The 13,200-nt window shown below is 69.2% G+C and carries 15 protein-coding genes; 10 read left to right on the top strand and 5 right to left on the bottom strand.

Annotation, left to right across the window (positions count from 1 at the left end; all coding sequences use genetic code 11):
• The first annotated feature begins 379 nt into the window (after positions 1–379).
• Entirely contained in the window at positions 380–829 is a 450-nt protein-coding gene (locus tag HUA74_RS06935; RefSeq protein ID WP_141643171.1) for a Fur family transcriptional regulator, read from the top strand.
• A gap of 127 nt (positions 830–956) precedes the next feature.
• Here HUA74_RS06935 and HUA74_RS06930 read toward each other — a convergent pair whose 3' ends face one another.
• Positions 957–2,264: a trypsin-like peptidase domain-containing protein gene (locus HUA74_RS06930; RefSeq protein WP_141643172.1), complete on the bottom strand. Its 1,308-nt coding sequence runs from the start codon at positions 2,262–2,264 to the stop codon at positions 957–959.
• 291 nt (positions 2,265–2,555) lie between these two features.
• Here HUA74_RS06930 and HUA74_RS06925 point away from each other — a divergent pair, with 291 nt between their 5' ends.
• The 3 genes from HUA74_RS06925 to HUA74_RS06915 all read left to right on the top strand — a co-directional run bounded on the left by HUA74_RS06925 (position 2,556) and on the right by HUA74_RS06915 (position 5,377).
• The gene (locus HUA74_RS06925) at positions 2,556–2,933 is read left to right on the top strand and encodes a response regulator (protein WP_174453900.1); all 378 of its coding nucleotides are present in this window, start codon (positions 2,556–2,558) and stop codon (positions 2,931–2,933) included.
• 134 nt (positions 2,934–3,067) lie between these two features.
• Positions 3,068–3,625, top strand: coding sequence for a hypothetical protein (locus HUA74_RS06920; RefSeq protein ID WP_174453899.1), 558 nt, complete (start codon positions 3,068–3,070; stop codon positions 3,623–3,625).
• Between the two features lie 195 nt (positions 3,626–3,820).
• Entirely contained in the window at positions 3,821–5,377 is a 1,557-nt protein-coding gene (locus HUA74_RS06915; RefSeq protein WP_174453898.1) for a hypothetical protein, read from the top strand.
• A 79-nt stretch (positions 5,378–5,456) separates the two neighbouring features.
• Here HUA74_RS06915 and HUA74_RS06910 read toward each other — a convergent pair whose 3' ends face one another.
• Positions 5,457–6,617 (bottom strand): HAMP domain-containing sensor histidine kinase, encoded by a 1,161-nt coding sequence (locus tag HUA74_RS06910; RefSeq protein WP_254614123.1) that lies wholly within the window; start codon positions 6,615–6,617, stop codon positions 5,457–5,459.
• A 372-nt stretch (positions 6,618–6,989) separates the two neighbouring features.
• On the opposite strand from HUA74_RS06910, the gene HUA74_RS06905 reads away from it, so the two are divergent.
• On the top strand, positions 6,990–7,898 hold the full coding sequence (locus HUA74_RS06905) for a metallophosphoesterase (RefSeq protein WP_174453897.1): 909 nt from the start codon (positions 6,990–6,992) through the stop codon (positions 7,896–7,898).
• Between the two features lie 12 nt (positions 7,899–7,910).
• On the opposite strand, the gene HUA74_RS06900 is transcribed toward HUA74_RS06905, so the two are convergent.
• Positions 7,911–8,354, bottom strand: a complete 444-nt coding sequence (locus tag HUA74_RS06900) for a DoxX family protein (protein ID WP_174453896.1) — start codon at positions 8,352–8,354, stop codon at positions 7,911–7,913.
• 196 nt (positions 8,355–8,550) lie between these two features.
• Here HUA74_RS06900 and HUA74_RS06895 point away from each other — a divergent pair, with 196 nt between their 5' ends.
• From HUA74_RS06895 to HUA74_RS06880, 4 genes are read left to right on the top strand one after another with little or no spacing between them, the layout of a single operon-like run.
• Positions 8,551–9,444 carry a transporter gene (locus HUA74_RS06895; protein ID WP_371817203.1) on the top strand — a complete coding sequence of 298 codons (894 nt, stop codon included), beginning with the start codon at positions 8,551–8,553 and terminating at the stop codon, positions 9,442–9,444.
• Between the two features lie 3 nt (positions 9,445–9,447).
• Entirely contained in the window at positions 9,448–10,197 is a 750-nt protein-coding gene (locus HUA74_RS06890; protein WP_174453895.1) for a hypothetical protein, read from the top strand.
• Positions 10,194–11,501, top strand: a complete 1,308-nt coding sequence (locus HUA74_RS06885) for an ATP-binding protein (RefSeq protein WP_174453894.1) — start codon at positions 10,194–10,196, stop codon at positions 11,499–11,501. The genes HUA74_RS06890 and HUA74_RS06885 overlap by 4 nt, the downstream gene beginning before the upstream one ends.
• A complete protein-coding gene (locus HUA74_RS06880) occupies positions 11,498–12,058 on the top strand; it encodes a response regulator transcription factor (RefSeq protein WP_174453893.1) in 561 nt (186 codons plus the stop codon). The genes HUA74_RS06885 and HUA74_RS06880 overlap by 4 nt, the downstream gene beginning before the upstream one ends.
• An 8-nt stretch (positions 12,059–12,066) precedes the next feature.
• On the opposite strand, the gene HUA74_RS06875 is transcribed toward HUA74_RS06880, so the two are convergent.
• Complete coding sequence (locus tag HUA74_RS06875) at positions 12,067–12,420, bottom strand: hypothetical protein (protein WP_254624958.1); 354 nt, start codon at positions 12,418–12,420, stop codon at positions 12,067–12,069.
• 59 nt (positions 12,421–12,479) lie between these two features.
• Positions 12,480–12,788: a hypothetical protein gene (locus HUA74_RS45135; protein ID WP_217443410.1), complete on the bottom strand. Its 309-nt coding sequence runs from the start codon at positions 12,786–12,788 to the stop codon at positions 12,480–12,482.
• A 157-nt stretch (positions 12,789–12,945) separates the two neighbouring features.
• Between HUA74_RS45135 and HUA74_RS06865 the strand changes: the two genes are divergently transcribed.
• Positions 12,946–13,194, top strand: coding sequence for a hypothetical protein (locus HUA74_RS06865; RefSeq protein WP_174453891.1), 249 nt, complete (start codon positions 12,946–12,948; stop codon positions 13,192–13,194).
• Positions 13,195–13,200: the final 6 nt, after the last annotated feature.

The raw sequence follows: 13,200 nt of genomic DNA, 5'->3' as shown, positions 1-13,200 counted from the left end.
TCACCGGTGACTCATGAGTTGCACCTGCACCCAGGACTCACTCGACTTCCTGTTTCTGATACCACCCCCTGGAGCCCTCCATGACGCGACGGGGCGACTGTCATGTCCACGACATCCGGAGCCCGCTCCCTCCGAGCGCGGTGGCCAGTTTGAACCTCACGGGGTCCACGAGCGTCCGAATCAGGAGCTCAGGAAGCCGGAAGGCGCGAACTCTCGTTCCGCACAAGGATTGCACCAGTATCCTGGACTCCTGGTGTTTGTTCTCATATCAGAGAGTCTGGGGGGACCCGGCGGGCGAGCCACTCCAGTCCTCGACATCGGACGTTGCGGTACGGGCGAGGTGAAAGTGTCCCGCAGATCGGTTATGCGAAAAGATATCATGGGAGCCAAACGAATCGCCGTGCAGCCGAAGCTCGCTGATTTCCAGGAGAGGATCCGCGCGTCGGGTCTTCGCAGCACCGCGCCCCGCGTGGCGGTGCTTCGCGAACTGGAGACCGCCACCGCGCCAATGAGCCACGCCGACCTGGTGGATGCACTGGGTGACGAGGGCTATGACCGGGTGACCATCTACCGCAACCTGACGGACCTCACCGAGGCCGGCCTGGTGGTGCGCGCGGACCTGGGAGACCACGTGTGGCGCTTCGAGCTGCGACGCTCGGGCGACGAGCACAGCGGCAACCACCCGCACTTCACCTGCACCGACTGCGGCACGGTGGCGTGTCTGCCGGAGGAGTCCATCCGCATCGCGTCCTCCAAGGGCGTGCCTCGCGCGGTGGCCCAGAAGAGCGTGGACGTGCAGCTGCGCGGCGTCTGCGACCGCTGCGCCTGAAGTCCGGCGCGTCCCAAGCGCCCGCTGACCCCAGGTGACGACCGCCCGGGCCCCTTTCGACGGGGCCCAGGCGGCTTGTGCGTGGCCGGACGCGGGCGTTCATGCGCCCGGCGCACGCGGGGTGCGACTACTGGATGACGTAGGCCACGGTGCCGCTGCAGCTGTTGCTGGAGTAGCAGCCGGCGCGCATCGTGTACGTGCCCGCCGTCGGGGCCGTATACGAGACGAAGGACAGCAGGCTGCACGAGTCGTCGTTGTTCGCCACGGACGTGCCCGCCGAGTTGACCAGGCGCAGGTAGGTGTCACCCGTGCCGGAGGCGCCCGTCAGCGTGCAGGTGCCGAACTGCAGCGTCTGGCCCGCGGCCAGCGTCACCGTCTTGTCCGTGGTGTTCTGCGTCGCGTTGTTGGTGTTGGTGGCGGTGAACGCGAACGTCGTGGTGGGCGGGGGGTTGGTGGTGCCACACAGCCGCAGGCTGCCGGCCACCAGACAGTACGCGCTCACCGCGGGGCGCACGTAGGTGATGTCCTCGCCACGGCAGCCCGTCTCCGTGCAGGTGTTGACGATGTCGCAGCTGCCGTTGGCGACGTAGTCCGTCTCGCCGCGCACGAGGATGCCCGCCACCGTGTAGTCGGTGTTCTCGTACACGCCGGAGCCGGAGTTGCCGCCGAACGTGTCCGTGGAGGCGACGAAGAAGTCCAGCGTGCTGGCGCGCGCGTTGCGCACGGAGCCGCCGTCGTCAATCTTGAAGGGGATGCCGCTGCCAGAGCCGATGACCGTCACCTTCGAGCCCACCGCCAGCGGGGCGTTGCCGGCGCGGATGGGCGCGGGGACGAAACGCGGCGTGGCGGCGCGGTCCAGCTTGATGATGGCGTAGTCCAGGTTGAGCGGGCTCGACTCCTGCTTGCGCACCACGATGGACTGGCAGGAGAAGATGTCCGCCGACGTCACGGCCTTCATCCCCGTGGCCGACGTCCGGTAGAAGTTGAAGACGACGCGCGTGCTGCTGCACGCGGACGCGCTGGTGATGCAGTGGCCCGCCGTCAGCACCAGGTCATCGTCGATGAGCGTGCCCGAGCAGAACGCCGGCGTCAGGTCGTTCAGGAAGCGCTGGTTGGAGCACAGGCCATACGCCGACCCCAGCGTGGGCGCGTTGAACGTCACGTTGCCCGCGCTGTTCACGGTGAAGTCGGACGGGCTCATCAGCGCCACGGTGGACTGCTCGGCGCGCGCGCGCAGCGTCGCGTTCGTGTGCGCGTAGACATCCGTGCGGTTGTCGGTGCCGTAGACCACCGGCTGCCCCGTGGTCCCCGTCGCGGGAGGAGCCTCCTCCGGCTTGGTCGGCTCGGGCGCGGGCCCACACGCCGCGACGGACAGCGTGCACAGCAGCGAGGCCATCAACTTCCTGCCTGCTCCACTTCGACACATGGTTCGCATGCGGTCTGCTCCCTGGAATGGGCGCCCGCCGAGGGGACGGGCAGCCGGGCGCATCTTCAGTCCAACCCGCAAGACGAGCAAACCAACACAGCATCAACTTCCGTGTAATCCGAATTAACGCAACTCCATTGCAATGTTGGACCCGGAGCGTGGTCCCAGGGCGAGCGGGCGTCGGGTGGTGAGCACTCCCTGACCCGGTTCGCCGGCGAAGCGCTTCCACCTGGACGAAGTCAACCCCATCGTTACCGTGGTGTGGGAGCGAGTCCGCTCCGGACCAGGGTCGGAGGACCGGTGCAACCGCTTCAGACACTGCTCGTCGTGGACGACGATTTGGATATCCGCGACGCGCTCCAGGACGCGTTCGAGCTGGAGGGCTACTCCGTGTTGCTCGCGGCGGATGGCCTGGAGGCGCTGGCGCAGCTGCGCCAGGAGGGCTCGCGTCCGCACCTCATCTTGTTGGACTTGATGATGCCCCGGATGGATGGCTTCGCCTTCCGCGAGGCGCTGCGCCATGACACGGCGCTGTCGGACATCCCCGTCGTCGTGGCGAGCGCGGACCTCCACCTGGAGGTCGCCGCGAAACAGCTCGACGTGGCGGGCTGCCTGCGCAAGCCGCTGGACCTGCACGAGCTGCTGTCCACGGTGAAGCGCCTGAGCCAGGCCGTCTGAGCGACGCCTTGCTTCGCCTGCTCGCTCCACGGGCGAAACGACGTGGGGGTTTCCCGGACAGGTTGGCGAAGGGAGGCAGCCTCCCCACCCTTGCTCCCAGAAGTCATTCAACCGACCAAGGGAGAGGGAACCCCATGAAGAAGCTCATCACCACGTTCGCGCTGTGCCTGGGCTCCGCCGCGTTCGCGCAGAGCGAGCCCGCCGAGCAACCGTCACAGAACCAGATTCCGAGCTCCGGCGCGCGCGTCCAGACGGGCGTGGACGCCTCCGACGTGGGGCGCGGCATCAACGGCGCCACGAAGGAGGCCTCGAAGGTGCCCGGCGTGGACAACACCTTCAAGAAGGCGCACTCGCTGAACATCAAGGGCACGGTGAAGGAGTCGGACGACGACAGCGTGAAGCTGTCGCGCAAGGACCTGCCGGACGCCGAGCTGGATGTGAAGCCCCAGACGGTGGTGAAGCTGGACGGCAAGACGGTGCGGGCCGACCAGCTCCCCGAGGGCGCGGACGTCCACGCCCGCTTCCAGCTCTCCGGTGACAACGCCGTCGCCGTGGAGCTGCGCGCCACCAGCCCCAAGGGCGCCAAGGGCACGGGCGGCTCCGGCACCACCGACGCCGCGAAGAAGGCCGGCGACCAGGTGGAGCAGACGGGCGATGAGCTGAAGCAGGACGTGGACGACGCCGCCCACTGAAGCCCTGCTTGAGTCACCCGGCCGACAGGCCTCCCAAGCCCGCTTCCCTCACGGGGGGCGGGCCTGGTCATTTCTGGCGACACGTCACGCCCGCGCCTTGCCCACGGTGGGCAGCGCGCTTCCCTCTTTCCCATGTGGGCACGCGCGCAACACCCCGGTACGCCGCTTGCTCCACACCGGGGACGGGAGGAATCGGTGATTCGACGACTGTTGGGCGCGTGTGTCGGTGTGGCGATGGTGTTGGCGGCGGGAGCCTGCGACAGCTCGAAGGGGACGGGGTCGAAGGACGGCGGTGATGACATCCAGTCGCCCTCGGATGACGGGGGTGACGTCGGGACGGAGGACGCGGGCGACGGCGACGCGGGCACGGACGCCGGTGGCGACGACGCGGGCCCCGGTGACGCCGGCCCTGGCCCTGGCGACGGAGGCACGGACCCGGTTCCAGACGGCGGCACGCAGCCCACGACGCCCGAGGGCCCCTGGCCCACGGACGCGCTGACGAACTTCTCCGCGAAGTACGACATCCCCAAGGTCCGCTCGGTGGGCGTGGATGGCGCGCACAACGTCTGGCTGCTCAACGGCAACCAGATTGGCGTGCTGCGCGCGGGCACGGACCGGCCGCTGTGGACCAGCAAGCCCATTGGACAGGCGAGCCTCGGCCTGGGGTGGGAGGCGGACAAGCTCGCCATCGACTCCACCGTCATCTGCGGCGGCAAGGCCGGCGAGGCCTACGTCGGCTACCGGACGCACGACGAAATCGTGGGCGGCCAGAGAATCATCGGACGGGGTGAGGAGGGCTTCTCGGAGGAGCGCTACGTCGAGTTCCAGAAGGGCGATGTGGACGTCGTGCAGCTCAACAGCGAGGGCTCGGACATCGTGCTGCGCGAGCACCTCTATCGCTCCGCGGGCACCAGCCGCCCCAGCCGCAACGAGCCCCTCGGCATCCGCAACAGCAACGACTTCCACTACGACGAGGACCGCTCCATCTACTCGTGCGTCCGGGTGATGAGCGGCACGTACGAAGGCGAAGTCTACCTCGGCACCAACCACGGCGTGACGCGCGTCCGCGGCTACGACTACAGCAGCCACCGGCACCCCGCGTGGTGGCAGACCATCCCGAATGAGGACCCCAGCAAACCTCCCAAGCAGTCCCAGCGCGCCGGCTACACCTACGGGCTTGGACTCTCGTCGGAGGGCCACCTGCTCATCGCCAACGACTGGAAGATTGGCATCCTCCCGCCCAACGCGGACCTCAAGTGGTGGGACCGGGAGAACCGTGACGGCGTGCCCGCCGACGCGGAGATTTCCGAGTACCTGCTCAACACCTTCGTGGACCCCGTCAATCCGGGCAACGACCAGTACCGCGACCAGGCGGCGCCCCAGAACAAGTGGCGCGCCATCCAGAAGACGAAGGACGGCCTGTACTACGTGGCGGGCCTGGGCAGCGGCCTGTGGCAGTTCCAGGCGAATCCCCAGCGACACGACCCGAAGAAGTACGCCGACACGGACTACGTCCGCATCGAGGGCGCGAACACCAACGACTACACGGCGCTGGCGGCCACCGCCGACGGCTCGCTCTTCGTCGGCACGGCGCACAACGGATTGTGGCGCCTGACGCCCGGCAAGCAGATGGAGAAGGTGGCGGGCGTCAGCGGAGGCGAGGTGCGGCAGCTCATCTATGACCCTCGCGTGACGCCGGCCGCGCTGTACGCCCTCGTGGACGGGCGGCTGTACGTGCTGCGCGGGTACTGACACGCAAGAGCCTCGCGGGCTCGAGCCGACACACGGCGGGCGCCTCCTTCCTGAGCATCGGAGGGGGCGCCCGTCCTCGTTACTTCGCCCTGCCGCCCACCACCACGGCCTGGATGCCGACGGACGGCGCGCGCGGCTGCGTGGGCAGGCGGAGGATGAAGGTGGAGCCCTGGCCCTGGGCGGAGCGCACGGTGATGCTGCCGCCCATGGCCTCCACAATCTGCCGGGTGATGTAGAGGCCCAGGCCCAGGCCGCCGTAGTGGCGCTCGGAGACGGCGCGCTCGAACTTGCCGAACAGGCGGGCCATGCCGTCCTCGGAGATGCCGATGCCGTGGTCCTTCACGGCCAGCACCGCCACGGTGCCCTCGCCCACCAGCGAGATTTCCACCGGCCGCCCCGCGCCGTACTTGGCCGCGTTGGACAGGAGGTTCACCAGCACCTGCTCCACGCGCAGCGGGTCCCACTGGCCCGGCAGCGTCCCGGACACGTGCACCGCCAGCTCGCAGCCCGCGCGCGCGAACTCCTCGGAGAACGCGTCCACCATCTGCCGGACGACCTGGACCAGGTCCAGCTCGCGCGGCTCCAGGCTCAGCTTGCCCGCCGCCAGCCGCGACACGTCCAAGAGCGTGTTCACCAGGCTGCCCAGCCGCGACAGCTGTCGCTCCAGCACCTGACCGCGCGGCGCCAGCTCCTGCCCCAGCGCGGGCTGCGCGCCCGTCACCTGACGCAAGAGCAACTGCAGGTGCAGCCGCATGCTGGTGAGCGGCGTGCGCAGTTCGTGCGCGGCCACGCTGAGGAACTCGTCGCGGGCGCGCACGGCCTCTTGCGTCTCGCGCAGGGCCTGCTCGCGCACCGCGCGCTCCCGGGCCGCGCCCGCGTCGCGCTGGGCCTCCACGCGGCGGCGCTCCGTCAGGTCCTCCACGTAGATGCACGCGGCGATGACCTCGCCGTCGCGGCGCACCGGGTGGTAGCTGGCGCGGAAGACGCGCGTACGCTCCACGCCCATGCCGGGCTCGCGGTGGATGATTTCCACGCCGTCCAGGGGCTCGCCCGTCTCCAGCACGCGGCGCACCCGGCGGGCGGTGTCCCCCAGGGACGAGTGGGGGTTCATCACCTCGTCCATGAGGCGACCGAGGTGGGCCTCGCGCGGCAGGCCGTTGAGGGAGGCGAGCGCCTCGCTCACCTCCACGAAGCGCAGCTCCCGGTCCACCACCGCCATGCCCAGGGGCATGGTGCTCATCAGCTCGGAGAGGGCGACGGGGCGTAAGCCTTCGGAAGAAGCCTCCCGCCGTTCAGGGGCGGATTCACCGGCTGGCATCATCACTTCCGGGCCCATGTCGGGGGCCGTCCCAAGCCGGGGGCTCATCGTCTCAGCGTGTGTACCAACCTCGTAGGACGCCGTCACCGCATGCCCCCCGACAGTGTGTCCAATGGTGGAAGAAAGGCCCGAGGCCCTCCCGGAATCTTCCCAGAATCATGAGGGTTTTCCCCTCACCCCGCTGCTGGTCGCAAGGAGGGCAGGCGTGCGCGGGACACCTGCTTCAACCCACCTCCCCCGGCTTCATAGAATCGGGCGCTCGCCGCCCACGGCCCGGAAAAGGAACCGCACCGCATGCGCTTGAGACGTCTGGCCCGTCGCCGCCCCTCGTCGTCCTCGTCCAGTGGATCTCACCTGGAGCCCCTGCAGGGGGGCCGCAACGAGGTGGTGGCCTGGAGCGGAGCGGATCCGCTGCGCCCGGAGCGACGCCTTCGGTGGAGGGACCACTTCACCCTCACGGAGAACCTGCTCCACCTGCCGCACCTGCCGCAGTGTCATGACGGCCTGCGCGTGGCGCAGCTCTCCGACGTCCACGTGGGACAGGCCACGTCCGAGGTGCGCATCCGCCGCGCGGTGGAGGCCGTCAACGCGGAGTCACCCGACCTGGTCTTCCTCACCGGCGACTACGTCACCCACAGCCCCAAGCCGCTGCCGCGCGTGCGCGACGTGCTCTCCGGGCTGAAGGGCCGCGTCTTCGTGGTGCTGGGCAACCATGACCACTGGGTGGACGCGCCCTACCTGCGCCAGTGCTTCGAGCACCTGGGCTACACGGTGCTCCAGAACGAGCACCGCGTCGTCCACCTGCGCGGCGCTCCGGTGACGGTGCTGGGCGTGGATGACGGGCGCACCGGACGCGACGACGTGGAGGCGACGTTCCGCGGCGCGCCGGAGTCCGGCACGCGGCTGGTGCTGGCGCACACGCCGCCCACGGTGGACAAGCTGCCCGCCCAGGGCAACCTGGTGCAGTTCTCCGGGCACACGCACGGCGGCCAGTTCATCGTCCAGGGCCTCACCGAACGCCTGTTCCGTCGCGCGGGCCAGCCCTACATCCGCGGGCACTACCAGGTGAACGGCAACCAGCTCTATGTGAATCGGGGGCTGGGCTTCGGCTTCGGCGGCCCGTACCTGCGCCGGGGCAGCGAGCCGGAAGTCGCCTTCTTCACCCTGCGCGCCGCCGCGACAGCCATCGCCGCGGCGGGCTGAGCACACCGTGCCTCAGGGCCTCAGCGGCGTGCCAATCCGCCCGCCGCCGAGGAGCCCTTCCTTGCGGCCCCCGCGACGCAGGCTGAAGGGGCCGGAGCCGAAGTACACGATGAAGAGCGCGCCTCCGGCCATGGAGAGGTTCTTCATGAAGTGGATGAGCTGGTCCTGCGCCTGCACCGGGTCCGCGATGAGCCAGAAGCGGTGGACCATGAAGGCCGCGCACACCAGGAAGATGGCGATGGCCGCGGCCCCCAGGCGAGCGAACACGCCCAGCAGCACCGACAGCCCTCCGAGCACCAGCGCGACGCCCGACAGCAGCACGGCCTGGCGCGGCTCGGGGATGCCGGAGCTCTGCGCGTGCGCCGTGAGCGCATCAAGCTGGATGAAGTGATTCAAGCCGCTGGTGATGAAGATGGCGGAAAAGAGCAGCCGACCAAGCGGCGCGAGCACTCCCATGTAAGGCCTCCTGTTTCCCACCAACGCCGGGGCGTGGAAGTCATTCTCAACCTGCCCATGACTTCCCGCGAGGCAGCCAGCGCCCGCTCCCCCGTTCGCTCCACGGGTGGCGCCGCGTGCCACCGGTCGCCCCGATGGACTGCGACAACACGCCACACGCGGCGGTGGCGGCCCCGGGCGTATCGTCCTCTGCGTCGTGAAAGCCTCCCTCGCCCTCCTCCTTTTCTGCGGCGCCGTGCTGGTGCCCGTGTCCTCCGCCTGGGCCTGCGCCACGTGTGCGTGTGGCGACCCGACGCTCACGTCGATGGGCACCGAGCAGCCGTTCTCCGGACGGCTCCGACTGTCCACCACCCTGCGGGCCTGGGGCCATACGGTGGGACAGGAGCGCGTGGACGCGCTGCGCCTGCGCGAGGCGCGCATGGACGTGTCGGTGGCCTACGCGCCGCTGCCCTGGCTGTTCCTGTCGGCCACCCTGCCCCTGCAGGCGCGCGAGGTGCGCTCGGTGAGCCTGGCGCGCGAGCGCGGCTGGGGCGTGGGCGACGTGGAGGTGAGCGCGAAGGCGTTCCTGTACCAGGACCGCGAGTTCTCCGCGGACCATCTCTTCAGCGTGCTCGCCGGGGTGAAGCTGCCCACCGCGCCCCGGCTGCGCGCGGCGGACGGAACGCTGCTGGATTTGGACACGCAGTTGGGGAGCGGCTCGGTGGACCCGCTGGCGGGCGTGGCCTACCAGCACTTCCGGGGCGACTGGTCCTTCCTCGTCAGCGCCACGGGCTTCCTGCCCACGCGCGGCATGTTGGGCTTCCGCGCGGGGCCGTCCCTGCGCGCGACGCTGGCCGCGCAGTACCAGCCCGCGCCCCGGTGGGCGGTGCGGCTGGGGCTCGACAGCCGGGTGGAAGCGGCGGCGGAAATCGACGGCGAGAAGGAGGAGAACGGCGGTGGCGTCATCAGCTATGCGTCGCCCGATGTCCTCTTCAGTCCCAGCACGGATATCGTCGTGGCCGCGGGCGTGCGGGTTCCCTTCTTCAACCGGCTCCACGGACGCGTGGCGCCCACTCCCATCGCGATGATGTCCGTCGCGTATGACCTCTGAGCCATGCCTGTCGCCGTGAAGCGCTTCGCCCTGCCCTCCCTGTTGCTGTGTCTCGCCGGCTGTGGTGGCGGTGAGCGAATCGAGGGGATGGAGCTGACCCTGGGGCTCACCACCGCTCGGGCGCGAGGCGTCCCGGAGGCGGCGGGGGCTCGCACGCTCGTCACGGATGAGGGCGCGCGGGCCACGCTCTTCGGGGCGCTCGTCACGCTGGGCAGCGTGGAGTTGATTCCCTGCGAGACGACGGGCTGGCGGCGGCTGTGGAACGAGCTGTCCCCGGTGGGGACGGCCTGGGCGCACTCGGTGTCGAACGCGCTGCGGCTGGGCACGCCGCACGTGGTGGCGCTGGGGGCGACGGATGGAGAGGTGGTGTCGCTCGGCGTGATGCGTCCGCCGCCGGGGCGCTACTGCCGGGCGCGGCTCACCTTCGAGCCGGCGGACTCGGACGCGGAGGGGCTGTCGTCCGCGTCACAGGGCGCGGTGCCGGTGGACATGCTGGGGTTGAGCCTGCACGTCCGGGGCACGCTGGCGGATGGGGAGCGTGACTTCGAGGTGGAGACGCGGGGCCGCTCGTCGGTGGACGTGGTGCTGGACGGGCTGGAGTTGACGGAAGACGCGCCGAAAGTGGCGCGGGTCTTCACACTGGCGTGGGATTCGTGGCTGGATGGCGTGGGTCCGGGCGAGTCGCCTCGCAACGTGGACCTGCTGGGCAATGTGGCCCGCTCCGCCTCGCTCCAGTCCGCAGTCGTGCCATGACGCCTCCTGTCTCCACTGAGCTCGCTTCTCGCGCCCGCATCAACCTGGAGTGGCTGCTGCGGCTGCGCTGGGGGCTCTTGCTGGGACAGGCGCTGGTCATCGCGCTGGCCGCGTATGGGCTGGAGCTGGCGCTGCCGGTGCCGGTGCTGGCGGGGCTCCTGGGACTGGAGGCCGCCACGAACCTCGCGGTGCGAGCGTGGCTGGGCCGGGCCCGGGTGACGGAGGGCACCATCGGCAAGTTGATGCTGTGGGACACGCTGGTGCTCACGGGGCTGCTGGCGCTGAGTGGTGGCACGCACAATCCCTTCACCACGCTGTACCTGGTGAACGTGGCGCTGGGGACGGTGCTGTTGCCCGCGCGGTGGATGTGGAGCCTGTTGGGCTTCACGTTGATGGCGTTCGGTTCGCTGTTCCTGCTGCAGGACGTGGTGTTGGTGCCGGGGTTGTCGCGGCCGGACCACGCGGCGCTGATGCGGCTGCACATCAATGGAATGTGGGTGGCGTTCGCGGTGGCCGCGGGCTTCATCGTGTACTTCGTGCAGCGGGTGACGCGGGCGCTGGAGGAGCGCGAGCAGGAGCTGGCACAGGCGCGCGCGCAGCATGCGAGGCGGGAGAAGGTGGCCTCGCTGGCGACGCTGGCGGCGGGCGCGGCGCATGAGTTGTCCACGCCGCTGTCGACCATCGCGGTGGTGTCGAAGGAAGTGGAGCGGGCGCTGACGGTGGCGGGCACGTCCGAGGCGGTGCGCGAGGATTTGCGGCTCATCCGGCAGCAGGTGGACCGCTGCCGCGACGTGCTGGTGCAGATGTCGGCGGACGCGGGGCAGACGACGGGAGAGGCCTTCCATCCGATGCCGCTGGGTCGGTTGGTGGAGGACTCGCTGTCGGAGCTGTCGGGCGTGGAGCGGGTGCGGGTGGAGCTGCCCGAGGAATTGAGCGCGTGGCGGGTGCAGGGGCCTCCGCGAGCGCTGGCGCGGGTGGTGCGGGGGTTGGTGAAGAACGCGCTCCAAGCGTCGCCGCCTTCGAGGTCGGTGGAGCTGCGGGTGTTGGCGGGGCGAGGAGGCGCGCGGCTGGAGGTGCGCGATGGCGGGGCGGGGATGCCGGCGGAAATCCTGGCGCGGGCGGGCGAGCCTTTCTTCACGACGAAGGCGCCGGGTGAGGGCATGGGGTTGGGACTGTTTCTCGCGCGCACGCTGGCGGAGCAGCTCGGTGGTTCGCTGGAGCTGCGGTCCACGCCTGGACAGGGGACGGTGGCGAGCCTGGCGCTGCCTGTCGGCGCACCGCCCGCAACGGAGGTCGCGTCGTGAGCACGGTGGGCGGTAATGGGCATCATCCGAGCCTGTTGCTCGTGGATGACGACGCGACGCTGCGGGAGCGGCTGGCGCGGGCGTTTCGTGAGCGCGGGTGGGAAGTCACCACGGCGGGTGACTACGACCAGGCGCTGGCGGCGGCGCGGCGGGAGTCACCGGAGTACGCGGTGGTGGACTTGCGCATGCCGGGACGCAGTGGCTTGGAAGTGGTGAAGGACCTGCTGGCGGTGGACGCGTCCACGAAGGCCATCGTCCTCACGGGTTACGGGAGCATCTCGACGACGGTGGATGCGATTCGATTGGGGGCGGTGAACTACCTGCCCAAGCCGGCGGACGTGGACGACATCCTCGCGGCCTTCGCGCGAGGTTCGGGTGAGCCATCGCTGGCGGCGCCGGAGACGTTTGAAGCACCCTCGCTGGCGCGCGCGGAGTGGGAGCACATCCATCGCGTGCTCGCGGACTGCGCGGGAAATATCTCCGAGGCCTCGCGCAAGCTCGGCATCCACCGCCGCTCGCTCCAGCGAAAGCTCCAGAAGTACCCGCCGGCGCGGTAGTGGGGCACCTACCTGGCCTGTTCGGGGTCCGTCTTCAACTCATCAGGAAGAGGCGCGACCATGAACAGCCACCGTCCTTGCGCTTCAACGACCATGAAGCCCTTGCCAGCAATCCTCACACGTTCGGAGTCCCGGGCCACCCCGCTGGCGAGCCACTGGTCCGCTGCTTCTCGCGTCGCGAAATCGTGGGAGACCTCGACCGTGAAGGACGTATCGGAGAATCGCGCGTAATACGTGGCGAAGTCGGCTTCCTGTCCACGGTCCCGGATGTAGAGCAGCGCGGCCTGCGCAAGCTCAAGCGCCGCCTTCTCCTTCGAGCCTTCCGACTGGCCCTCGATGAAGGGGTTCAGCGCAAGGAGCATGTCTTCCAAATCGCGACCGGGTGTCCGTGCCATAGCGTCACCTGATATCCGCCACTCGTTCACAGTGGAGCAAGAACCAACGCGCCACCCGCTGCGATGGCAACGACGTAGGGAGCGGCAATCACGCCCGCGACGATGACGATGGTTCCAACCGCCACCTCCGCCTTGTGCTCCCTGAGCCACTCCAACGCGGCAACCACGGTGGGGAAGTGCAGCTCCGTCTTCCGCGAATCTTGTTTCTCCAGTTCCGCTTGCGCCTCGATGCACCGGGTGAACTCTTCACGGCATGTCTTGGTGCAGTGCTCATGGTGCATGCCAGAGCCCTTCTTGATGCTTGAAACACTGGGCTTGCGAGTCCAGCAGGCCATGAAGCACTGCTTCTGAATTTCGTTGCAGTACGCTTCCGCCCCAGACCCGCCGGTTCCGCTCCCGACGTCAGACCCGACTCCGCTCGCGTCCTCGGAAATGACGTAGGTTTTCCGCTCGGGCACCTGCGAGTGGGCACATCGGAAGCCGACAGTCGCAATGGCCGCGAGCGGCGCCACCCATCTTATTGGCTACGCCTGGAGCATTGCCCACCTCGAAGGGCCGCCATGGCTGTTCTTCGTACAAGCCGTCAATGCCCGGACCCCTTCAACCCTCGCCATCGGACTGAAGATCCGCTTCGGACGATGGGACGAGCGACTGCTCCTCTCGTATAACGATAGGCTCCAGGCGACGCCCTGCATCGAGGGCACGCTGATCGCAATTCGTCGCGTGCGCGAGTTCATCTGACAGGAC

Origin of the sequence: Myxococcus sp. CA051A, from assembly GCF_013336705.1 — a bacterium.
Taxonomy (GTDB): domain Bacteria; phylum Myxococcota; class Myxococcia; order Myxococcales; family Myxococcaceae; genus Myxococcus; species Myxococcus llanfairpwllgwyngyllgogerychwyrndrobwllllantysiliogogogochensis.
This window is presented reverse-complemented; position numbering and strand designations above follow the sequence as displayed.